At 69.9% G+C, this 20921-nt stretch carries 24 protein-coding genes; 5 read left to right on the top strand and 19 right to left on the bottom strand.

Annotation, left to right across the window (positions count from 1 at the left end; all coding sequences use genetic code 11):
* Positions 1 to 2 precede the first annotated feature (2 nt).
* The 19 genes from rplE to rpsL all read right to left on the bottom strand — a co-directional run bounded on the left by rplE (position 3) and on the right by rpsL (position 13134).
* The gene (rplE, locus tag AC07AZ_RS06960) at positions 3 to 560 is read right to left on the bottom strand and encodes a 50S ribosomal protein L5 (RefSeq protein ID WP_003974255.1); all 558 of its coding nucleotides are present in this window, start codon (positions 558 to 560) and stop codon (positions 3 to 5) included.
* Positions 560 to 883 carry a 50S ribosomal protein L24 gene (gene rplX / locus AC07AZ_RS06955; protein ID WP_266519679.1) on the bottom strand — a complete coding sequence of 108 codons (324 nt, stop codon included), beginning with the start codon at positions 881 to 883 and terminating at the stop codon, positions 560 to 562. The genes rplE and rplX overlap by 1 nt, the downstream gene beginning before the upstream one ends.
* 2 nt (positions 884 to 885) lie before the next feature.
* A complete protein-coding gene (rplN, locus tag AC07AZ_RS06950; protein ID WP_003998823.1) occupies positions 886 to 1254 on the bottom strand; it encodes a 50S ribosomal protein L14 in 369 nt (122 codons plus the stop codon).
* A gap of 101 nt (positions 1255 to 1355) precedes the next feature.
* Positions 1356 to 1643 (bottom strand): 30S ribosomal protein S17, encoded by a 288-nt coding sequence (rpsQ, locus tag AC07AZ_RS06945; protein ID WP_057602880.1) that lies wholly within the window; start codon positions 1641 to 1643, stop codon positions 1356 to 1358.
* Positions 1643 to 1867 carry a 50S ribosomal protein L29 gene (gene rpmC / locus AC07AZ_RS06940; protein WP_003998824.1) on the bottom strand — a complete coding sequence of 75 codons (225 nt, stop codon included), beginning with the start codon at positions 1865 to 1867 and terminating at the stop codon, positions 1643 to 1645. The genes rpsQ and rpmC overlap by 1 nt, the downstream gene beginning before the upstream one ends.
* The gene (gene rplP, locus AC07AZ_RS06935; protein WP_010986348.1) at positions 1867 to 2286 is read right to left on the bottom strand and encodes a 50S ribosomal protein L16; all 420 of its coding nucleotides are present in this window, start codon (positions 2284 to 2286) and stop codon (positions 1867 to 1869) included. The genes rpmC and rplP overlap by 1 nt, the downstream gene beginning before the upstream one ends.
* Before the next feature lie 5 nt (positions 2287 to 2291).
* Entirely contained in the window at positions 2292 to 3143 is an 852-nt protein-coding gene (rpsC, locus tag AC07AZ_RS06930) for a 30S ribosomal protein S3 (protein ID WP_478844579.1), read from the bottom strand.
* Entirely contained in the window at positions 3143 to 3490 is a 348-nt protein-coding gene (gene rplV, locus AC07AZ_RS06925; protein WP_030619142.1) for a 50S ribosomal protein L22, read from the bottom strand. Before rplV ends, rpsC begins: the two co-directional genes overlap by 1 nt.
* A 42-nt stretch (positions 3491 to 3532) precedes the next feature.
* Positions 3533 to 3814 carry a 30S ribosomal protein S19 gene (gene rpsS, locus AC07AZ_RS06920; protein WP_007384069.1) on the bottom strand — a complete coding sequence of 94 codons (282 nt, stop codon included), beginning with the start codon at positions 3812 to 3814 and terminating at the stop codon, positions 3533 to 3535.
* Between the two features lie 12 nt (positions 3815 to 3826).
* Positions 3827 to 4663 carry a 50S ribosomal protein L2 gene (gene rplB, locus AC07AZ_RS06915; protein WP_097285858.1) on the bottom strand — a complete coding sequence of 279 codons (837 nt, stop codon included), beginning with the start codon at positions 4661 to 4663 and terminating at the stop codon, positions 3827 to 3829.
* 40 nt (positions 4664 to 4703) lie between these two features.
* Entirely contained in the window at positions 4704 to 5123 is a 420-nt protein-coding gene (rplW, locus tag AC07AZ_RS06910) for a 50S ribosomal protein L23 (protein ID WP_478844576.1), read from the bottom strand.
* The gene (rplD, locus tag AC07AZ_RS06905; RefSeq protein ID WP_478844574.1) at positions 5123 to 5779 is read right to left on the bottom strand and encodes a 50S ribosomal protein L4; all 657 of its coding nucleotides are present in this window, start codon (positions 5777 to 5779) and stop codon (positions 5123 to 5125) included. The genes rplW and rplD overlap by 1 nt, the downstream gene beginning before the upstream one ends.
* Positions 5780 to 5787: 8 nt before the next feature.
* Positions 5788 to 6432 carry a 50S ribosomal protein L3 gene (gene rplC / locus AC07AZ_RS06900; protein WP_356033220.1) on the bottom strand — a complete coding sequence of 215 codons (645 nt, stop codon included), beginning with the start codon at positions 6430 to 6432 and terminating at the stop codon, positions 5788 to 5790.
* Positions 6433 to 6449: 17 nt separating this feature from the next.
* Positions 6450 to 6758: a 30S ribosomal protein S10 gene (gene rpsJ / locus AC07AZ_RS06895; protein ID WP_003948644.1), complete on the bottom strand. Its 309-nt coding sequence runs from the start codon at positions 6756 to 6758 to the stop codon at positions 6450 to 6452.
* Between the two features lie 470 nt (positions 6759 to 7228).
* Positions 7229 to 8362: an acyltransferase family protein gene (locus AC07AZ_RS06890; RefSeq protein ID WP_478844854.1), complete on the bottom strand. Its 1134-nt coding sequence runs from the start codon at positions 8360 to 8362 to the stop codon at positions 7229 to 7231.
* A 409-nt stretch (positions 8363 to 8771) separates the two neighbouring features.
* A complete protein-coding gene (tuf, locus tag AC07AZ_RS06885) occupies positions 8772 to 9965 on the bottom strand; it encodes an elongation factor Tu (RefSeq protein WP_147995149.1) in 1194 nt (397 codons plus the stop codon).
* A 155-nt stretch (positions 9966 to 10120) separates the two neighbouring features.
* The gene (gene fusA / locus AC07AZ_RS06880; protein ID WP_478844571.1) at positions 10121 to 12250 is read right to left on the bottom strand and encodes an elongation factor G; all 2130 of its coding nucleotides are present in this window, start codon (positions 12248 to 12250) and stop codon (positions 10121 to 10123) included.
* Between the two features lie 39 nt (positions 12251 to 12289).
* The gene (gene rpsG, locus AC07AZ_RS06875; RefSeq protein WP_005481264.1) at positions 12290 to 12760 is read right to left on the bottom strand and encodes a 30S ribosomal protein S7; all 471 of its coding nucleotides are present in this window, start codon (positions 12758 to 12760) and stop codon (positions 12290 to 12292) included.
* 2 nt (positions 12761 to 12762) lie between these two features.
* Entirely contained in the window at positions 12763 to 13134 is a 372-nt protein-coding gene (gene rpsL / locus AC07AZ_RS06870; RefSeq protein ID WP_003948652.1) for a 30S ribosomal protein S12, read from the bottom strand.
* A gap of 501 nt (positions 13135 to 13635) precedes the next feature.
* Between rpsL and AC07AZ_RS06865 the strand changes: the two genes are divergently transcribed.
* The 5 genes from AC07AZ_RS06865 (at position 13636) to AC07AZ_RS06845 (ending at position 19516) form a co-directional block, all read left to right on the top strand.
* Complete coding sequence (locus tag AC07AZ_RS06865) at positions 13636 to 14346, top strand: Crp/Fnr family transcriptional regulator (protein ID WP_478844569.1); 711 nt, start codon at positions 13636 to 13638, stop codon at positions 14344 to 14346.
* A 145-nt stretch (positions 14347 to 14491) separates the two neighbouring features.
* Positions 14492 to 15433, top strand: coding sequence for an SPOR domain-containing protein (locus tag AC07AZ_RS06860; RefSeq protein ID WP_478844567.1), 942 nt, complete (start codon positions 14492 to 14494; stop codon positions 15431 to 15433).
* Positions 15430 to 17583, top strand: a complete 2154-nt coding sequence (locus AC07AZ_RS06855) for a hypothetical protein (RefSeq protein ID WP_478844565.1) — start codon at positions 15430 to 15432, stop codon at positions 17581 to 17583. The genes AC07AZ_RS06860 and AC07AZ_RS06855 overlap by 4 nt, the downstream gene beginning before the upstream one ends.
* A gap of 38 nt (positions 17584 to 17621) precedes the next feature.
* Entirely contained in the window at positions 17622 to 18992 is a 1371-nt protein-coding gene (locus tag AC07AZ_RS06850) for a PE-PGRS family protein (protein WP_478844563.1), read from the top strand.
* Positions 18989 to 19516 carry a Pycsar system effector family protein gene (locus tag AC07AZ_RS06845; RefSeq protein WP_478844561.1) on the top strand — a complete coding sequence of 176 codons (528 nt, stop codon included), beginning with the start codon at positions 18989 to 18991 and terminating at the stop codon, positions 19514 to 19516. The genes AC07AZ_RS06850 and AC07AZ_RS06845 overlap by 4 nt, the downstream gene beginning before the upstream one ends.
* The last annotated feature ends 1405 nt before the right edge of the window (positions 19517 to 20921 follow it).

Below are 20921 nucleotides of genomic sequence, written 5' to 3'. Positions count from 1 at the left end.
GTTCACGCCTCCTTGAAGGGGAAGCCGAGGTGACGAAGGAGCGCGCGGCCCTCAGCGTCGTTGGTCGCCGTGGTCACCACGGTGATGTCCATACCCCGGGTGCGGTCGATCTTGTCCTGGTCGATCTCGTGGAACATGACCTGCTCCGTGAGACCGAAGGTGTAGTTGCCACGGCCGTCGAACTGCTTGGGGGACAGACCACGGAAGTCGCGGATGCGCGGAAGCGCGAGCGACAGGGTGCGGTCCAGGAACTCCCACATGCGGTCGCCACGGAGGGTGACGTGGGCGCCGATCGGCTGGCCCTCACGCAGCTTGAACTGCGCGATGGACTTGCGGGCCTTGGTGACGGCCGGCTTCTGCCCGGTGATCGTGGTGAGGTCGCGGATGGCGCCCTCGATCAGCTTGGAGTCGCGGGCGGCGTCGCCCACACCCATGTTGACCACGATCTTGACGAGGCCCGGGATCTGCATGACGTTCTCGTAGGAGAACTCCTCACGCAGCTTGCCCGCGATCTCCTCGCGGTACTTCGTCTTGAGACGCGGAGTGGTGGTGGTAGCCATCAGATGTCCTCACCCGTCCGCTTGGCAACGCGAACCTTGTTGCCCTCGTCGTCGAAGCGGTAACCGACACGCGTGACGACCTTGTTGCCGTCCTTCTCCACGACGAGCTGAACGTTGCTCACGTGGATCGGGGCCTCGGTCGTCACGATGCCGCCGGCCTGCGAACCGCTGGCGGTCGGGCCGGCCTTGGTGTGCTTCTTGACCCGGTTGACACCCTCGACCAGGACGCGGTCCTCACGGGGGAAGGCCGCGATGACCTTGCCCTGCTTGCCCTTGTCCTTACCGGTGATGACCTGAACCAGGTCGCCCTTCTTGATCTTCATGCTTACAGCACCTCCGGCGCGAGCGAGATGATCTTCATGAACTTCTTCTCGCGCAGCTCACGGCCGACGGGGCCGAAGATACGGGTGCCGCGAGGGTCGCCGTCGTTCTTCAGAATGACGGCGGCGTTCTCGTCGAAGCGGATGTACGAGCCGTCCGGACGGCGGCGCTCCTTGACGGTGCGAACGATGACCGCCTTGACGACGTCACCCTTCTTCACGTTGCCGCCGGGGATCGCGTCCTTGACGGTGGCGACGATGACGTCGCCGATGCCCGCGTAGCGGCGACCGGAGCCACCGAGCACACGGATGCAAAGGATCTCCTTCGCACCAGTGTTGTCGGCGACACGCAGTCGCGACTCCTGCTGGATCACGTCTATCTCCTGTTTGTCTGCCGGTTCCCGGCAGGGGCCTCAGTGAAGAGGACCCCTGCCGAGCCTGGCGGAACTGTCCTGCCGGGTCGACCCCGCAGGAATTACTTGGCCTTCTCGAGGATCTCGACGACGCGCCAGCGCTTCGTCGCGGACAGCGGCCGGGTCTCCGCGAGGAGGACACGGTCGCCGACACCCGCGGCGTTCTGCTCGTCGTGCGCCTTGAGCTTGTTCGTACGGCGGATGACCTTGCCGTACAGCGCGTGCTTCACGCGGTCCTCGACGGCGACGACGACGGTCTTGTCCATCTTGTCGCTGACGACGAGACCCTCACGGGTCTTGCGGAATCCGCGCGCCTCAGTGGTGTTCTCGGTCACGTTGCTCTCGCTCATCAGGCGCTCTCCACCGTCTCGATGCCCAGCTCGCGCTCACGCATCAGGGTGTAGATCCGCGCGATGTCCTTGCGGACCGCCTTCAGACGGCCGTGGTTCTCGAGCTGTCCGGTCGCCGCCTGGAAGCGGAGGTTGAACAGCTCTTCCTTGGCTTCGCGGAGCTTCGCGAGAAGCTCCTCGTCACCCAGCTCGCGCAGCTCTGACGCCTTCGTACCGGCCGACATCACGCTTCACCTGCCTCGCGCTTGACGATCCGGCACTTCATCGGCAGCTTGTGGGCTGCACGAGTGAGGGCCTCACGCGCGATCTTCTCGTTCGGGTAGGACAGTTCGAACATGACCCGGCCCGGGTGAACGTTCGCGATCCACCACTCCGGCGAACCCTTACCGGAACCCATGCGGGTCTCGGCAGGCTTCTTGGTCAGCGGGCGGTCCGGGTAGATGTTGATCCAGACCTTGCCGCCACGCTTGATGTGGCGGGTCATCGCGATACGAGCGGCCTCGATCTGGCGGTTCGTCACGTACGCCGGCGTGAGGGCCTGAATGCCGTACTCGCCGAACGAAACCTGCGTACCGCCCTTGGCCTGACCACGGCGCTTCGGGTGGTGCTGCTTGCGGTGCTTGACCCTACGGGGGATCAGCATTTCGGTCAGGCCTCCGTTCCGGTGCTCTCAGCCGGAGCGGCAGCCGCGGCGGGAGCGTCGGCCTTGGGGGCCTCGGCAGCCGGCGCGGACTGCTGCTGCGGCTTGCGGCCGCGGCCGCCACGCTCGCCGCCACCGCCACCGCGGCCACCACGGCCGGCCGGGCGGTCGTTGCCACCACGGGCCGGGCGGTTGCCGGCACGGGCGGCGGCGTTCTCGGCGCGGACCTCGGCGATGTTCTTGACGTCGCCCTTGTAGATCCAGACCTTCACGCCGATACGGCCGAAGGTCGTCTTGGCCTCGAAGAAGCCGTAGTCCACGTTCGCGCGGAGCGTGTGCAGGGGCACACGGCCCTCGCGGTAGAACTCCGAGCGGGACATCTCGGCACCGCCGAGACGGCCACCACACTGGATCTTGATGCCCTTGGCGCCGGCCTTCATCGTGCCCTGCATGCTCTTACGCATGGCGCGACGGAAGGAGACGCGGGAGGACAGCTGCTCGGCGACGGCCTGGGCGACCAGCTGAGCGTCGGTCTCGGGGCTCTTGACCTCGAGGATGTTCAGCTGGACCTGCTTGCCCGTGAGCTTCTCGAGGTCACCGCGGATGCGGTCGGCCTCGGCGCCACGGCGGCCGATGACGATGCCCGGACGGGCCGTGTGGATGTCCACACGGACGCGGTCACGGGTGCGCTCGATCTCCACCTTCGAGATGCCGGCGCGCTCCATGCCGGACGTCATCATCCGACGGATGGCGACGTCTTCCTTGACGTAGTCCTTGTACAGCTTGTCGGCGTACCAGCGGGACTTGAAGTCCGTGGTGATGCCGAGCCGGAACCCATGCGGGTTAACCTTCTGGCCCATTACCGGGTTCCTTCCTTGCTGCTGACGACCACGGTGATGTGGCTGGTCCGCTTGCGGATCCGGTAGGCGCGGCCCTGGGCACGCGGACGGAACCGCTTCAGGGTCGGACCCTCGTCGACGTACGCCTCGGAGATGACGAGGCTGTCGGCGTCGGTGTGGTCGTAGTTGTGTGCGGCGTTGGCAATGGCGCTGTCAAGCACCTTGCCGACCGGCACGCTCGCGGCCTGCGGGGCGAAACGCAGGACCGCCTGAGCCTCCGTGGCGTCCATGCCACGGATAAGGTCCACCACTCGGCGGGCCTTCATGGGCGTGACGCGGATGTACCGCGCCTGGGCCCTGGCTTCCATGGTTGTCCTTCCAGTGTCTGTCATGGTCATTCCACCCCGCTACTAGCGGCGCTTCGACTTCCGGTCGTCCTTGACGTGACCCCGGAAGGTGCGCGTCGGCGAGAACTCGCCGAGCTTGTGGCCGACCATCGACTCGGTGACAAACACCGGAATGTGGGTCTTGCCGTTGTGCACCGCGATCGTGTGGCCCAGCATGGCCGGGACGATCATCGAGCGACGGGACCAGGTCTTGATGACGTTCTTGGAACCTGCTTCGTTCTGGGCGTCCACCTTCTTGATCAGGTGGTCGTCGACGAAGGGCCCCTTCTTGAGACTGCGCGGCATCTAAACCCGCTCCTAGCGCTTCTTGTTCGTCTTGCGGCGGCGGACGATGTACTTGTTCGAAGCCTTCTTCGGCGAACGAGTACGACCCTCCTTCTGACCCCACGGGGAGACCGGGTGGCGACCACCGGAGGTCTTGCCCTCACCACCACCGTGCGGGTGGTCAACCGGGTTCATCGCCACACCGCGAACGGTCGGACGGACGCCGAGCCAGCGCTTGCGTCCGGCCTTGCCCCAGTTGATGTTGCTCTGCTCGGCGTTGCCGACCTCGCCGACCGTGGCGCGGCAGCGCTGGTCGACCAGGCGGATCTCACCGGAGGGCATACGAAGGTGGGCCATGGTGCCCTCCTTCGCCAGCAGCTGCACCGAGGCGCCGGCGGAGCGGGCGAACTTGGCGCCGCCACCGGGACGGATCTCGATCGCGTGGATCGTGGTACCGACCGGGATGTTGCGGAGCGCCAGGTTGTTGCCCGGCTTGATGTCGGCCCCGGGACCGTTCTCGACGCGGTCACCCTGCTGCAGGTTGCGCGGGGCGAGGATGTAGCGCTTCTCGCCGTCCGCGTAGTGCAGCAGCGCGATGCGCGCGGTGCGGTTGGGGTCGTACTCGATGTGCGCGACCTTCGCCGGCACGCCGTCCTTGTCATGACGACGGAAGTCGATGACGCGGTAGGCGCGCTTGTGGCCACCACCCTGGTGGCGGACGGTCACACGACCGGAATTGTTACGGCCGCCCTTGCTGTGCAGCGGGCGAACCAGCGACTTCTCCGGCGTGGACCGCGTGACCTCGACGAAGTCGGCGACGCTGGAGCCACGACGGCCCGGCGTAGTCGGCTTGTACTTGCGGATTCCCATTTCTCAGTCCTCGTCCGATATCGGACGATCCGGACCGCCGTCAGGCGGTCGGACCGCCGAAGATGTCGATACGGTCGCCCTCAGCGAGGGTCACGATCGCGCGCTTGGTGGAGGCACGCTGACCGAAACCGGTCTTCGTGCGCTTGCGCTTGCCGATGCGGTTGATCGTGTTGACCCCGGTGACCTTGACCGAGAAGACCGCCTGGACGGCCTGCTTGATCTGGGTCTTGTTGGCGCCCGGGGCGACGATGAACGTGTACTTGTTGTCGTCGAGAAGGGCGTAGCTCTTCTCGGAGACGACCGGCTTCAGCAGGACGTCACGGTGGTCCGTGTACGACTTGCTGATCGGCGTCGCGACGGTGTTCTTGCCCTCGGCCTCGTGGCGACGCGCCTTGGCGACGCGCGCGGCCTTGGCGGCCTTGGCGGCCTTGGAGGCAATGCTCGGGTGACGCGTAGCCATCAGGCTTCGCTCCCTTCGGTGTCAGCGGCCTTGGGGCCAGACACGAAGGACTCGAAAGCGGCCTGGGTGAAGACCACGTCGTCCGAGACGAGAACGTCGTACGTGTTCAGCTGGCCCGGCTCCAGGATGTGGATCTGGGGCAGGTTGCGGGCGGACAGCCACGCGGCCTCGTCGGCGCGGTCGATGACCAGGAGCAGGTTCTTGCGCTCCGAGATCTTGCCGAACAGCGTCTTGGCGGCCTTCGTGGACGGGGTCTCGCCCTCGATCACGCCGGAGACGACGTGGATGCGAGCGTTACGGGCCCGGTCGGTGAGGGCGTGGCGCAGGGCCGCGGCCTTCATCTTCTTCGGGGTCCGCTGCGAGTAGTCACGCGGCGTGGGGCCGTGAACGACGCCACCGCCGGCGAACTGCGGCGCACGGGTCGAACCCTGGCGGGCGCGGCCGGTGCCCTTCTGACGGTAGGGCTTCCTACCGCCACCACGGACCTCGGCACGGGTCTTGGTCTTGTGCGTGCCCTGGCGGGCAGCGGCCAGCTGGGCGACGACGACCTGGTGAAGCAGCGGGATGCTGATCTTCTCGACGTCGAAGATCTCCGCGGGGAGCTCGACCGTCCCGGTCTTGTCGCCTGCCGGCGAAAGGATGTCAACAGTGCTCATCAGTTACCTCAGGCCCCCTTGGCCGCGGTGCGGACCAGGACGAGGCCGCCGTTCGGACCAGGAATCGCGCCCTTGATGAGCAGCAGACCCTTCTCCGCGTCAACGGCGTGGACGGTCAGGTTCTGGGTGGTGACCCGCTCGTTGCCCATGCGGCCCGCCATGCGGACGCCCTTGAACACACGGCCCGGGGTGGCGCAGCCACCGATGGAGCCGGGAGAGCGGTGCTTGCGCTGGACACCGTGGCCGGCGCCGAGGCCCTTGAAGTTGTGACGCTTCATGACACCGGCGAAGCCCTTGCCCTTGCTCTTGCCGGTCACGTCCACCTTGACGCCGGCCTCGAAGGTCTCGGCGGTGATCTCCTGGCCGAGGGTGTACTCGCTGGCGTCAGCGGTACGGATCTCGACGAGGTGACGGCGGGGGGTGACGTCGGCCTTGGCGAAGTGGCCCTTGAGGGGCTTGTTCACCTTGCGCGGGTCGATCTCGCCGAAGGCGATCTGGACCGACTCGTAGCCGTCGACATCGTTCGTGCGGACCTGGGTGACGACGTTGGGGCCGGCCTTGACGACGGTGACCGGAACAACACGGTTGTTCTCGTCCCACACCTGCGTCATGCCGAGCTTCTCGCCCAGGATGCCCTTGATCTGCTTAGCCATTCTCAGATCACCGGCCTTCAGAGCTTGATCTCGATGTCGACACCGGCCGGGAGGTCGAGTCGCATCAGAGAGTCAACGGTCTTGGGAGTCGGGTCGAGAATGTCGATCAGGCGCTTGTGCGTGCGCATCTCGAAGTGCTCGCGCGAGTCCTTGTACTTGTGCGGCGACTTGATGACGCAGTACACGTTCTTCTCAGTGGGCAGCGGCACCGGGCCCGCGACCGACGCACCAGTGCGCGTCACCGTCTCGACGATCTTCTTCGCCGAGGAGTCGATGACCTCGTGGTCGTAGGCCTTGAGCCGGATGCGGATCTTCTGTCCCGCCATGGCTACTCAGTAGTCCTGTCTCTCGTAACGCTCTGGAACCCGGTGTTCCGTACCTCTTTGTCCGACCCACGCGGTCGGGTGTGTCGCGCTCTCACCGACATGGATGTCCCATACGAGTCATCCCCTGCTGGGAAGCACGGCCCTTCCGGAACCGCAAGCCGGGGGCGCAGCACTTGACATGCTTACGCGTGGCCCACCGGGTGCCTGGCCGGCGCTGCACTGACACTTCCCGAAAGATTCCCGTACGTCCGTCCCAGCGCTGCCTGAGGGCAGTTGGGACGACGAGTACTGTGGGACTCGCTTCCGGTCCTCCCGGCGGGAGGCGCGCAGCATCAACACTCGACCGAGCAACTCGGACAGTCTGCCATACGGGGCAGGTGCCTGGCCAATCGAGCCGGAGACAATACCCCGAAGGTGACGAAGGTCAAACCAACGGGCTCGTGCACCCGCCCGCGCACCGGCCGGACGCGCTACCCTGCGGCGCGCAGCCGCGCGAACGACGTGTCCAGGCCCCGCTTCAGCAGCCCGGCCACCGGCCGTTCCACGAAACGGTGGACCAGCCAGCCCAGCACCAGGAAGCCGGCAATCACCACCGCCACCAGCAGCCGGGCGTCCATCGTGTCACGCAGGCGGTTGATCACCGCCGTACCGGCCGCGTAGTGGATCAGGTAGAGCGGATAGGTCAGGCTGCCGGCCGTGACGAGCCACTTCCAGCGCACGCGGTCCGTCGCGCCCAGCGCGACGGCGACCATGACGAGCAGGAACACGGTGAAGATCAGCACGCTGCCGCGCCAGCCGGAGACGTGTTCGACCTCGTCGATCCGCCGCCCCAGCTCCCGCTGGCCCATCAGCCACGCCATGGCCAGGACACCCCACAGCAGCAGGTCCTGGCCGAACCGGTGCATGAGGTGGAGGGCGAGGCCGGCGATGAAGTACCAGGCGCCGTCCGGGTTGGCGACCAGCTCCAGCAGGGGGAACCCGGACACCGGGGCGAGCATGGCGGCGGCGCCCCAGACGCAGCAGAAGACCACGACCTTGCGATACGTGAGACCGGTGGCGACGACGACCAGGAACAGCAGGTAGAAACGCAGCTCGGCCCAGAGGGTCCAGTAGACGCCGTCGACGTTCCGCACGCCCGAGCCGGTCTGCAGCATCGTGAGGTTGAGCAGGACGTCCCGCGTCCGCAGCCGCTCCCACACGCCCGGCAGGGCCATCAGGACGGCGGTGGTGAAGGCTATGGCGAACCAGTAGGCGGGGTAGAGCCGGATCACCCGGGAGACGAAGAACTGGCGCGGGCCGCGGCCCCAGCAGGACATGCAGATCACGAAGCCGCTGATCACGAAGAAGATCTCGACGCCGATCCAGCCGTAGGTGGCCACGCGGTACACCGACGGCATGATGTCGGACACCGGCCGGCCCCAGACCAGGTTGTGCGGCTGGTCGACACGGCGGGTGCCGGCGTAGTGGTGCAGGGCCACCATCAGGGCGGCCAGCAGCCGGATGCCGTCGATGGCGTAGAGCCGGGGCCGGCGGCGGGGAGCCGCGGGGGCCTCCGGGGTCGCGGGGGCTGCGGGGGCGGGCCGGCCGGGCCGGACCGTGCGCAGCTGCCGCGTCGGCTGGTCGGCGAGCGCCGGAAGCGGCTGCCGGTACCTGCCCTCGACCGGCACGAACGTCGGCGATTCGCCGGGCGAGCCACGCGTCACGGCCAAGCCATCCTCACGACTGGGTTCGGGCCGCATCGCGACCGGAGGACTCACGGTACGACGGTCACAACCACCACACAGCGAACAGACAAGAACATTCGGTACGCGGGTGGAGCGGAGTTGCGGGAACGCTCGCCCGCGCGTCCCGCAGAGTTCCCCGACCCTTCTCTTGACCGGTAACGGCTGACCGGTAACGGGCAGCCGGCTCACGGCATTCGGGGGAACGGCGAAGGGGCCCGTACGACCGAAGTCGTACGGGCCCCTTCAGAAGCTCAGCCGAGGCTGGAGCTACCAGGTCGGATCGACAGAACTACTTGTTGATCTTGGTGACCTGGCCGGCGCCCACGGTCCGGCCACCCTCACGGATGGCGAACTTCAGGCCCTCTTCCATGGCGACGGGCTGGATGAGCTCGACGGTCATCTCGGTGTTGTCGCCCGGCATGACCATCTCGGTGCCCTCGGGGAGGGTCACGACGCCGGTCACGTCCGTGGTGCGGAAGTAGAACTGCGGACGGTAGTTGTTGAAGAACGGCGTGTGACGGCCGCCCTCGTCCTTGGACAGGATGTACGCCTGCGCCTCGAACGAGGTGTGCGGGGTGACCGAGCCGGGCTTGATGATGACCTGGCCGCGCTCGACGTCCTCGCGCTTGATGCCACGAAGCAGCAGACCGACGTTCTCACCGGCCTGACCCTCGTCGAGCAGCTTGCGGAACATCTCGATGCCGGTGACCGTGGTGGTGGTCTTCTCGGTCTTGATGCCGACGATGTCGACGGTCTCGTTGACCTTGAGGACACCACGCTCGATACGGCCGGTGACGACGGTGCCACGACCGGTGATCGTGAAGACGTCCTCGATCGGCATGAGGAACGGCTTGTCGACGTCACGCTCGGGCTGCGGGATGTTCTCGTCGACGGCCTTCATCAGGTCGAGGACGGTCTTGCCCCACTCGGCGTCACCCTCGAGCGCCTTGAGCGCCGAGACCTTGACGACCGGCAGGTCGTCGCCCGGGAACTCGTACTCGGAGAGCAGCTCACGGACCTCGAGCTCGACGAGCTCCAGGATCTCCTCGTCGTCCACCATGTCGGCCTTGTTGAGGGCGACGACGATGTACGGAACGCCGACCTGGCGGGCCAGGAGCACGTGCTCCTTGGTCTGCGGCATCGGGCCGTCCGTGGCGGCGACAACGAGGATGGCGCCGTCCATCTGCGCCGCACCCGTGATCATGTTCTTGATGTAGTCCGCGTGACCGGGGCAGTCGACGTGGGCGTAGTGACGCGTCTCGGTCTGGTACTCGACGTGCGCGATCGAGATGGTGATACCGCGCTGGCGCTCTTCAGGAGCCTTGTCGATCTGGTCGAAGGCCGAGGCCTCGTTCAGGTCCGGGTACGCGTCATGCAGCACCTTGGTAATGGCGGCCGTGAGGGTCGTCTTACCGTGGTCGATGTGACCGATGGTGCCGATGTTGACGTGCGGCTTAGTCCGCTCGAACTTCGCCTTCGCCACTGGGGTCCTCCTGGGAGTGGTTCTGGTACGCCTTACTTCGACGGCGCCAGGTGATCTTTGCTGGAAAGCCCGGGCCCCCGGGCATCCCACCGCGATTGCGGCGGAATGCCCCCTGAGGCTCCGGAGTCAAGCCTAAAGCGTGTGAACGGAGTGCGTTACTCGCCCTTGGCCTTCGCGATGATCTCCTCGGCGACGTTCCGCGGAACCTCGGCGTAGGAGTCGAACTGCATCGAGTAGCTTGCGCGACCCGAGGTCTTGCTGCGGAGGTCTCCGACGTAGCCGAACATCTCCGAGAGGGGCACGAGGCCCTTCACGACGCGGGCACCGGCCCGCTCCTCCATGGCCTGGATCTGACCACGGCGGGAGTTGATGTCGCCGATGACCTCACCCATGTAGTCCTCGGGCGTGGTGACCTCGACGGCCATCATCGGCTCGAGCAGCACGGGGCTGGCCTTGCGCGCGGCCTCCTTGAAGGCCTGCGAGCCGGCGATCTTGAACGCGAGCTCGGAGGAGTCGACCTCGTGGTAGGCACCATCGAGAAGCGTGACGCGGACGCCCGTCATCTCGTAGCCGGCGAGGATGCCGAACTGCATGGCCTCCTGCGCACCGGCGTCCACCGACGGGATGTACTCCCGCGGGATACGGCCACCGGTGACCTTGTTCACGAACTCGTACGCCGGGCCGTCGGCCTCGGTGATCGGCTCGATCGCGATCTGCACCTTGGCGAACTGACCGGTACCACCGGTCTGCTTCTTGTGGGTGTAGTCCACGCGGTCGACGGCCTTGCGGATCGTCTCACGGTACGCGACCTGCGGCTTACCGACGTTGGCCTCGACCCGGAACTCACGCTTCATACGGTCGACCAGCACCTCGAGGTGCAGCTCGCCCATACCGCCGAGGATGGTCTGGCCCGTCTCCTCGTCCGAGTGAACGTGGAAGGAGGGATCCTCCTCCGCGAGACGCTGGATGGCGACACCCAGCTTCTCCTGGTCACCCTTGGACTTGGGCTCGATGGCGACCTGGATGACCGGCGCCGGGAAGTCCATGGACTCCAGGATCACCGGGTTCTTGTCGTCCGACAGCGTCTCACCGGTGGTGGTCTGCTTCAGGCCCATCACGGCGACGATGTCGCCGGCGCCCACCGCGTCGATCTCCTCACGCTTGTTCGCGTGCATGCGGTAGATCTTGCCGATGCGCTCCTTCTTGCCCTTGACGGAGTTCAGCACCGCAGTGCCGGCCTCCAGGCGGCCCGAGTAGACCCGGACGAAGGTGAGCTTGCCCAGGTGCGGGTCGCTCATGATCTTGAACGCGAGCGCGGACAGCGGCTCGTCCACGGACGGCTTGCGCTTGACGACCAGCTCGGGGTCCTTCACGTCGTGGCCCTCGATGGCCTCGACGTCGAGCGGGGTCGGCAGGTAGCGCACGACCGCGTCGAGCAGGGGCTGGACGCCCTTGTTCTTGAACGCGGTGCCACAGAACACCGGGGTGACCGTGACGCCCTTGGACTTGCCGGACGCGATGGTGATGCGACGGATCGCGGCGTACAGCTGCTCCTCGGTGGGCTCCTGGCCCTCCAGGAACAGCTCCATGATCTCGTCGTCGTTCTCCGCGACGGCCTCGACCAGCTTGCCGCGGTACTCCTCGGCAGCCTCGGTGTGCGTGGCCGGGATGTCGACGACGTCGTACATCTCGCCCTTCGCCGCCTCGGCGGACCACACGAGCGCCTTCATGCGGACCAGGTCCACAACGCCCTTGAAGTCCATCTCGGCACCGATCGGAAGCTGCATGATCAGCGGCACCGCACCGAGGCGGTCCTTGATCATGTCGACGCAGCGGTGGAACTCGGCGCCGGTACGGTCCAGCTTGTTCACGAAGCAGATGCGCGGCACGCCGTAACGGTCGGCCTGACGCCACACCGTCTCGGACTGCGGCTCGACACCGGCGACACCGTCGAACACCGTGACGGCACCGTCGAGGACGCGCAGCGAGCGCTCCACCTCGACCGTGAAGTCGACGTGCCCGGGGGTGTCGATGATGTTGATGGTGTAGTCGTCGTCGTCGAGCGGCCAGTGACAGGTGGTGGCAGCGGAGGTGATCGTGATGCCACGCTCCTGCTCCTGCTCCATCCAGTCCATGGTGGCAGCGCCGTCGTGGACCTCACCGATCTTGTAGCTGACGCCGGTGTAGAAGAGGATCCGCTCGGTGGTGGTCGTCTTGCCCGCGTCGATATGGGCCATGATCCCGATGTTGCGGACCCTGGCCAGGTCAAGTGAAGTGGTAGCCATAAGGCTTCAGTCTTCTCTCGGTCTCGATGTGGGTAGCGACTACCAGCGGTAGTGCGCGAAGGCCTTGTTGGACTCGGCCATCTTGTGGGTGTCCTCGCGCTTCTTCACAGCGGCACCGAGGCCGTTGGAGGCGTCGAGAAGTTCGTTGAGCAGACGCTCGGTCATGGTCTTCTCGCGACGGGCGCGGGAGTAACCGACGAGCCAGCGCAGCGCGAGCGTGTTGGCGCGACCGGGCTTGACCTCGATCGGGACCTGGTACGTCGCACCACCGACACGGCGGGACTTGACCTCGAGGGTCGGCTTGATGTTCTCCAGCGCGCGCTTCAGCGTGATGACCGGGTCGTTGCTGGTCTTCTCGCGCAGGCCCTCCATGGCGCCGTACACGATGCGCTCGGCGGTGGAGCGCTTGCCGTTCAGCAGCACCTTGTTGATCAGCGACGTGACAAGAGGAGAACCGTAGACCGGGTCGATGATGACCGGGCGCTTCGGGGCGGGGCCCTTACGAGGCATTCTTACTTCTCCTTCTTGGCGCCGTAGCGGCTGCGGGCCTGCTTGCGGTTCTTGACACCCTGGGTGTCAAGCGAACCGCGGATGATCTTGTAACGAACACCGGGCAGGTCCTTCACACGACCGCCACGCACGAGCACGATGGAGTGCTCCTGCAGGTTGTGTCCCTCACCCGGAATGTAAGCAGTGACCTCGATCCCGCTGGTCAGACGCACACGCGCGACCTTACGCAGGGCCGAGTTCGGCTTCTTCGGGGTGGTCGTGAACACACGCGTGCAGACGCCGCGACGCTGGGGCGAACCCTCGAGTGCGGGCGTCTTGTTCTTCTCGACCTTGTCCTGCCGGCCCTTCCGGACCAGCTGCTGGATCGTAGGCACTACTTCTCCGGTTTCTGTGTGCCGAATGGTGAAGCTAACCTGGAACATCGCCGACCCACGCGGTCGGGTGTGTCGAATCCAGCGGACCCCCGCCGCGAAGCGGGAAGAGCGCAGATTACGGCTGCCGGTGATGACTCCCCTTATGCGGTTGAAGGCACGCACGGGAGCCAGGGCACACCCCAGGCACAAGGTCTGAGCGTACCTACCTCAACGACTTCGGTCAAAACAAATGCCGTCCACCCCGACACGCCGGGCTTGTTCTGGTTCCCCGTCTCTGGTAATCGGCACGTCCGTGTGAATCCCCGCCGTTCGGGTCTCGCCCCCTCCTCTCCTTCAGTACGTTGAGCCGTCGCTGACGCTTGGGGGGCGGGAACGATGACAGCCGAACGCTGGGCCGACACACCGGGGCCCGGGAACATACCGGGCGAATTACCGTCCGGCCCGCCCGGCACCCGGCCGGACGGCCCGGCCGGGAGCCCGACACGCGGGCCGTCCGGCGGGGTGACCGGTGGTCTGCCGGGGGACGACGGTCTCGACGACCGGGTGCCGTTCCTCGCCCGGCTGGAGCAGGCGGACCGGGCCGCGCTCCTCGCCCTCGGCCGCGAGCTGTCCTTCGCGCCCCGGGTGGTCCTCCTCCACCAGAGCGAGCCCTCCTCGCACGTCCTGTTCATCGTGGCCGGCTGGACCAAGGTGACCGCGGCCGCCGCCAACGGCTACGAGGCGCTGCTGGCCCTGCGCGGCCCCGGTGACGTGGTCGGCGAGTCCGCCGCGCTGACCGGCCGGACCCGCTCGGCGACCGTGACCGCGCTGGAGGCCGTACGGACCGTCGCCGTCCAGTGTGAACGCTTCACGGACTTCCTGAACGGCTCCCCCGCCACCTCCTTCGCCCTGCTCGGCCTCACCTCGGACCGCACCCGCGCCGCCGACCGGCGCCGGCTGGAGTTCGCCTCGATGAGCGTCAGGGAACGGTTCGCGGCCCTGCTCCTCGACCTCGCCCGCACCCACGGCCGCCGTACCGCCGAGGGCGTCGAACTGTCCGTGCCGCTGAGCAAACAGGAGCTGGCCGGTTCGGTGGGGGCCTCGCGCGAGGCGGTGCAGCGGCTGCTCAAGGAACTGCGCGAGCGCGGGGTGGTGACCACCGGACGACGGGCCCTGGTCATCGTCCGGCCCGGCGTGCTCCGCAGGATCGCGCGGGCCGAGACAGCCGAGTGAGTCCTGGGCCCGGCGGGCCGTGTGTGCACACCGTCACAGTTCCAGTGCGTCATCCGTCCTCACGGCCGCACCACAAGCCGCGCCACCCTTCCCGTCCCGGGGGCGCGCCGCCCCCGCGCACCTCGCCCGCGACCGAAAGGCGACCATGCCCGATCCCGTGAGCCGCACGATCCTTCTGCTCGACATCGAGAGGTACAGCGACCGCGACGACGTCGAGCAGCTCTACCTGCGCCGTGTCCTCTACGACATCGCCGACCGCGCCCTGGAACACGCCGGCATCGACGAGACGCTGCGCCTGCGGGCCGACCGCGGGGACTCGGTGATGGAGCTGATCGACGCCAACGCCTCCGTGACGGCACTGCTGCGGTCCCTGCTCACCGAGGTCCCGGCGCAGCTGCACGGCTACAACCGGATCGCCGCCAGTTCGGCCCGTATCCGGCTGCGGGGCGTGGTGGCCACCGGGTACGTGGCCGTCGACGAGCACGGCGGCTGGGTCGGCTCCGACCTCAACCGCGCCTGCCGTCTGCTCGACGCCGAGCTGCTGCGGGCGGCGCTGCGGGAGCGCGCGTCCGGATTCGCGCTGTGCGTGTCGGAGGCGGTGCACGCCGGCATCGTCCGCCACGGCCACCACGGCATCCCGGCCGCGGAGTTCCACCGGGTGACGCCGGGCAGCAAGAACGGCACGCTGCCGGCCTGGCTGCACGGCCCGGTACCGGAGGGGTTCGAGACGCCGGCGGCCGTCGGGGAGCCCGCGCGCCCGGCGGCTCGGGAGTCAGCCGCGCCGGGTCCGGTCGAGTCTGCCTCGACCGCGCCGGCCTCGACCGCGCCGGCTGTCGAGGAGCCGGCTGTCCCGGAGCCTGTCGTGGCCCGGCCTCAGGGGGCCCCGGCCGGCCGGCCGCCCGCGGCGTCGGCCCCGGCCCCGGCCCCGGCCCCCGTGCAGGTGCCCGCTCCCGGCCCCGTCTTCAACTTCGGCAGCGGCTCGCCCCGGTTCGGGGGTGCTCTCGTGGCCGGGGACCAGCACGGGGTGTCCGGCGGGCAGGTCACCGGAGACGTCCACCTGGGCGGCACGGTGGGTGAGGAGTCGTGACGGTGCCCGAGGCCGGGGACACCGGCCCCGGCGACCCGGCGCCGGACCCGGCGCAGCAGCCCCCGCCGTACCGCGAACCGCAGGGCGACAGCGGGACCGAACCGGACGAGGAGCGGACCCAGGAGGCGCGGGCCGCCCAGCGGGAACTGTTCGCCCACACCCCCGACTTCATCCTCGGCGACGGGACCGGCTTCGGCGGCAGCCTGGTCGGCGGCTCCCAGCACGGCGTGTCCGGCGGGCAGGTCCGCGGTGACGTCTACCTGGGCGGCAGGACCGAGGTCCACCACCACGGCCCGGCCGCCACCGCCCAGGACGCCTCCGGTGAGATACCCCGGCAGCGTCTGGAGGCGCTGGCCGCGGTGTTCGCCGCCGGACCCGCCTTCGACGCCGCCCTGGAACGGCTGCGCGAGGAACGCGTCCTGGTCCTCCGCGGCGCCCACGCCACCGGCCGCAACGCCGCGGCCCTGATGCTGCTGCACCGGCTGGGCGTCAGCGCCGTCCACGCGCTGAGCCCCGAGACCGCGCCGGCCGCGCTGAGCGGGCGGCTCACCCGGCCCGGCGGGCACGTCCTGCGGGACCTGCCGCTGAGCCGCAACCGTCCGCTGCGTGACACCCACCTGTTCGCGGCCCGCGACCAGTTGAGGAAGTCCGGCGGCTACCTCGTGGTCACCGTCGAGAACTCGCCGCACCTGCCGGGCGTCACCCCGTGCGCCTGGGTTCCGCCGGGCGCCCGGGACGTCGTACGGGCGCTGCTGGCCCGGCACCGGCCGGACGACGTCGAGGCGCTGCTGGCCCTGGAACCGGTGACCGGCTTCCTCGCCGCCCCGGACCGGCGGCCCGCCGAGGCGGCCGCGTTCGCCGAGTCGCTGGCCGCCTACGACGGCAGCGCGCAGGCGCTGGCCGGGCTCGCCGACTTCGGGCAGGCCACGGTGGAGAAACAGTGCCGCGACTGGCTCAGCGACCCGGCGACCGGCCTGCGGGACAAGGCGTTCCTGCTCTCCCTCGCCGTCTTCGACCAGGCTCCCTACGTCCTCGCCGCCGAACTCGCCGACACGCTGTTCGTCCACTTCCAGCGGCTCCAGCACCCCGGACAACCGTCGGAGATCCCGGTGTTCGGGCCCGCCGCCGAGGACCGGCTCGCGCTCGCCCGGGCCGAGGGCGAACTCCGCGACGAGCAGACGGAATGGGGCGCGGTGCCCCAGTTCGTGTGCCGCTTCCGCGACGAGCGCACCCCGCGGGTCCTGCTCACCGAGGTGTGGACGGACCACCCCTCGGCCCGCCCGGCCCTCGTCGAGTGGCTGCGGCAACTCGCCCGCGACGGACGCCCGTTGGTGCGCACCCGGGCCGCCGCGGCCACCGCGCTGCTCGCCGTGGCGGACCTGCCCTCGACGATGGCGCTCCTGGTCGACGGCTGGGCCAGGTCCCGCGCCTTCGGCCCCCGCGTCACCGCCGCGAACACGCTGACGCTCGCGCTGCGCCTGGACCTGCCCGTCGTCCTGCGCCTGCTCACCCAGTGGTGCTCCGACACCCACCCGGGCCGCCGCTGGACGGCCATCCGCGCCCTGGGCCTGCTCGCCCCGCTCCGCCCCGACCTCGCCGGGCCCGCGCTCGGCGCGCTCGCCGCCCGCGCCCGGGTCGACGCCAGCAGCCCCGCCGAGTACGCCAACCTCACCGAGTCCGCCGCCCTGCTGCTGTCCGGCGGCCCGGGGCGGCGCCGCGCGGAGGTCCTCGCCGAGTTCGTACGGCTGCTGTACCTGGACACCCCCGCGGTCCGCGACCTCGCGCTCGCCGCCTTCGTGCGCGCCTGCGACAACGACGAGGACGGCGGGCTCGTCGGCTGGTACGCCGAGACCGGCATGTACGAGGCCGACGCGGCCCGCGACCTCGCCACCCTGTGGCGCACCGCCCTCAACGACCGCACCCACACCCGCCCGGCCCTCGCCGCGCTGCGCACCTGGGTGTACGTCGCCGTCCGCCGCGCGGACACCGCCATGGCGCTGGAGCTGCTGCTGCCCGCGCTGGTCGTCACCGCCGACGACCGCAAACGGCTCGACCACACGCTGCGCACGCTGCGCGCCGAGGACGGCGGCCCGCGCCCCGCGCCGGCCGACCGGCTGCTCGCCGTACTGCACCCGGCGTCCGCCCACTGAACCGCCCCACGCACCGAACCATCCCCGAGGAGTGACCCATGACGGACTTCCGCCGGCCGCCGGAGTGGCAGCAACAGGCCGACCGGCACACGGCGCTGATCGACCCGGTGCTGACCGTGCGCCCCATCTCACGGTTCGACTACACGGCCCGCAGACAGGTCGGCGCGATCGACCACGCCCTGGTGTTCGTCACTGCGGGCGGCTCCTACGACGTCTTCATGCCGCCGCACCGGCCGAGCCGCGCGGAGGCGGCGACCCGCCGCTACACCTCCGTCCACGAGGTGGACATGGGCAGCCACCCCGTGCAGCTGGAACTCGAACTCCCCAGTGACGACGACGCGTTCGCGTTCGGCGTCACCGCCGACCTGACCTGGCGGGTCGCGGACCCGATCGCGTACGTGGTGAGCGGCGAGCGGGACGTGCCGACCCGCCTGGCCCGCGAACTCCAGCAGGCGGCCCGGCCGGTCACCCGGCGCTTCCCCATCGACGACAGCTCCGCCGCCGAGCGGGCCGTCCAGCGGGCGGTGGAGGAGGCGGGCGACTTCGCCGCGGGCACCGGCCTCACGGTGTCGTGCGTGGTGCGGCTGCGGCTGGACGACGACGCGATCGCCCACCGCCGGCGCCGGCGGACCCTCCGCTACGAGTCGGAGATGCTCGACCCCGAGCACGAGTACCGGCTGCGGCAGGCCCGCCTGGAACACGAGCTGGAGGTGCTGCGCGAACACCAGTCGCAGGAGCTGATCGCCCAGAAGATCGCCTTCTACCAGCACCACCTCCAGCACGGCGGGGTCGGCGCCTGGGCCTTCCACCTCGCCGCGCACCCCAGGGACACCCGGATGGTGATCCAGACCCTGCAGAAGGACCAGCTGGGCGTGATCCGCAAGGAGTTGCAGGTGATCGCCGGGGACAGTCTGGAGGACTTCCAGAAGGCGGAGTCGGCGAAATCCGTCCTGCGGTCCGTGGACGACCTGCTGCGCGAACAGACACCACCCCCGGCCCTGCCCCCGGCCGAACCCCCGCAGCAGCCCTACGGCGGGACACCGCACCCCCCTTACCCGGGAGCGCCGGCGCCGCAGCAGCCGTACGACCCGTCACAGCCGTACACCCCCTCCCAGCCGTACACGCCCGGCCAGCAGCCGTACACGCCCGGCCGGCAGCCGTACGCCCCCGGCCCGCGGTCCCACGCCCCCGGCGGGCCGGTGGCGCCGCACGGCGCGCCCCAGGCCCCCGCGCAGGTCCCGTACGACCCGGCGGCACAGGGGTCCGCCGGGTCGTACGAGCAGACGCTGTACGCCGCTGCGACGCCTCCCCCGCCGACCGTGTCCCCCGTCGCCGACGGGCCGGCCCCCGCCGTGCCGCCCGCCCCGGGGGCGTACCCGGCGCGGGCGCCCGAGGCGGGGTCCGCGTGACCGTTCCCGGCACGGCGGCCCCCGTCTCCGCCACGGCGGCGCACCGGACCGCGGAGCGGCTGCTCGGCGAGGTGCGGGGCGAGATCGCGCGCGCCGACACCAAGGCGTCCGTGCTGGTGGGGGCCCTCGGCATGACGGCTGGCGTGTTCACCGCGCTGCTGGCGGGCCGGGACTGGTCACCCGGGCGGCTGTCCGCTCCGGCCGCCGCGCTCTGGTGGACCGGGACGGCCGCCCTGGCCCTGTCCCTGGTCTCCCTGCTGCTGGCCGTGCTGCCTCGCTACCGCGCCCGCACCTGGGCCGCCGGACGGCCGCTCTGCTACTTCGGCGACATCCAGCAGGCCGTGCGCGAGGGGCGGCTCGCCGAGGCGCTCGCCGACACCGACCGCGACCCGGCCGCCGGTCTGCTGGCCTCCCTCGCGGAGAACAGCGGGATCGCCCTGTCCAAGCACCGCTGGATCCGGGCCGGCCTGATCGCCTTCTGCGTCGGCACCCTGCTGCTGCCCACCGCCCCGCTCATCGGCTGACATCCCCGCCCCGAAGGAGTCCCCATCAGCAGCCAGGGCGCCCCGAAGAGCCAGCCGGCCACTCCTTCACAGCCACGACCGACAAGCCGTCATCAACCACATCCGGCCCTCCTGGGCCGCCTGACACCTCACGGAGCCGCCATGTCCCAGCCCCCCGGCCCGTCCGAACCCACCCACCCGGAACACCCGCACCTCGACGCCGCCGCCGTCCCGGGTCCCGCGTACCCCGAAGCCATCGCGCCGGGCCCCGCCCACCCGCGACCGCCGTACCCGCACCTCGCCACGCCGAGCCCCACGTCCGGTCCGGGATCGCGAGCCCCGCGGCGGCCACAGCCGGAAGCGACCGCGGGCACCGGACCGGCCTACCCGGCACCGGGTCCCACCTACCCGAACCCGGCTGCTGCCCACCGGGGACCGGGCGAGGCTTACCCGGATCCGGGCGCGGCCCATCCGGGATCGGGCCCCGCCGCTCCGGCACCGGTTCCCACCTACCCGAACCCGGCTGCTGCGTACCCGAGTTCGGGGCCGGCCCATCCGGGAACGGGTCCGCGTACGACGGGGTCGGGCCCGGCCTACCCAGGGGGCGGTCCCGCCTACCCGAGCTCGGGCCCGGCCTACCCAGACGGCGGTCCCGGCGTCCCGAACTCAGAACCGGCCCGTCCCGGAGCGGGCCCGGGCACCACGGGGTCGGGCCCGGCGTACCCCGGAGCGGGCCCGGCCTCCCCAGACGGCGGTCCCGGCGTCCCGAACTCAGAACCGGCCCGTCCCGGAGCGGGCCCGGGCACCACGGGGTCGGGCCCGGCGTACCCAGGGGGCGCGCCCGCCTACCCGAGCTCAGAACCGGCCTACCCCGGAGCGGGCCCCGGCACCACGCGATCGGTCCCGGCCTACCCCGGAGCGGGCCCGGCCTCCCCAGGGTCGGTCCCGGCCTACCCGGGGGGCGAACCCGCGTATCCCGGAGTCGGCCCGGCCGCCCCAGGCCCAGGCCCCACTTGTCCCGGAGCAGGACCCGCCCATCCCGGAACGGACTCCGCGTTCCCCGGTACGGCCCACCTCCGTACGGGCGCTCCCGCCCACCCGGTCCCGGGGCCGGCCCACCCCGCCTCCGGTCAGACCGGGGGCGGATCGACCTCGACGTACCCGGGCACGGGCCCCACCCCGAACTATCCCCCGCCGGGCCCGGCGTACCCCGGCCCCGGCCCCGCCTCCGCCGGCGCAGGCCCGGCGTACGCGTACCCGACCACAGCCCCCTCCCCGCCCGGCACGGGCCCGTCGTACCCCGATCCGGCCGGGACCGTTGCTCCGCCCGCGCCCGCGCCCGACCTCGGCCCCGCGCCCGCCCCCGACGACCTCGACTACCGTCACCGTGGCGCCCGGCTGCACGTCGCCGAGCACCAGCGGGGGG

Source organism: Streptomyces sp. NPDC043878, from assembly GCF_056435735.1.
Note: the sequence above shows the minus strand (reverse complement) of the source record. Positions and strands in the feature narration are given on the sequence as shown.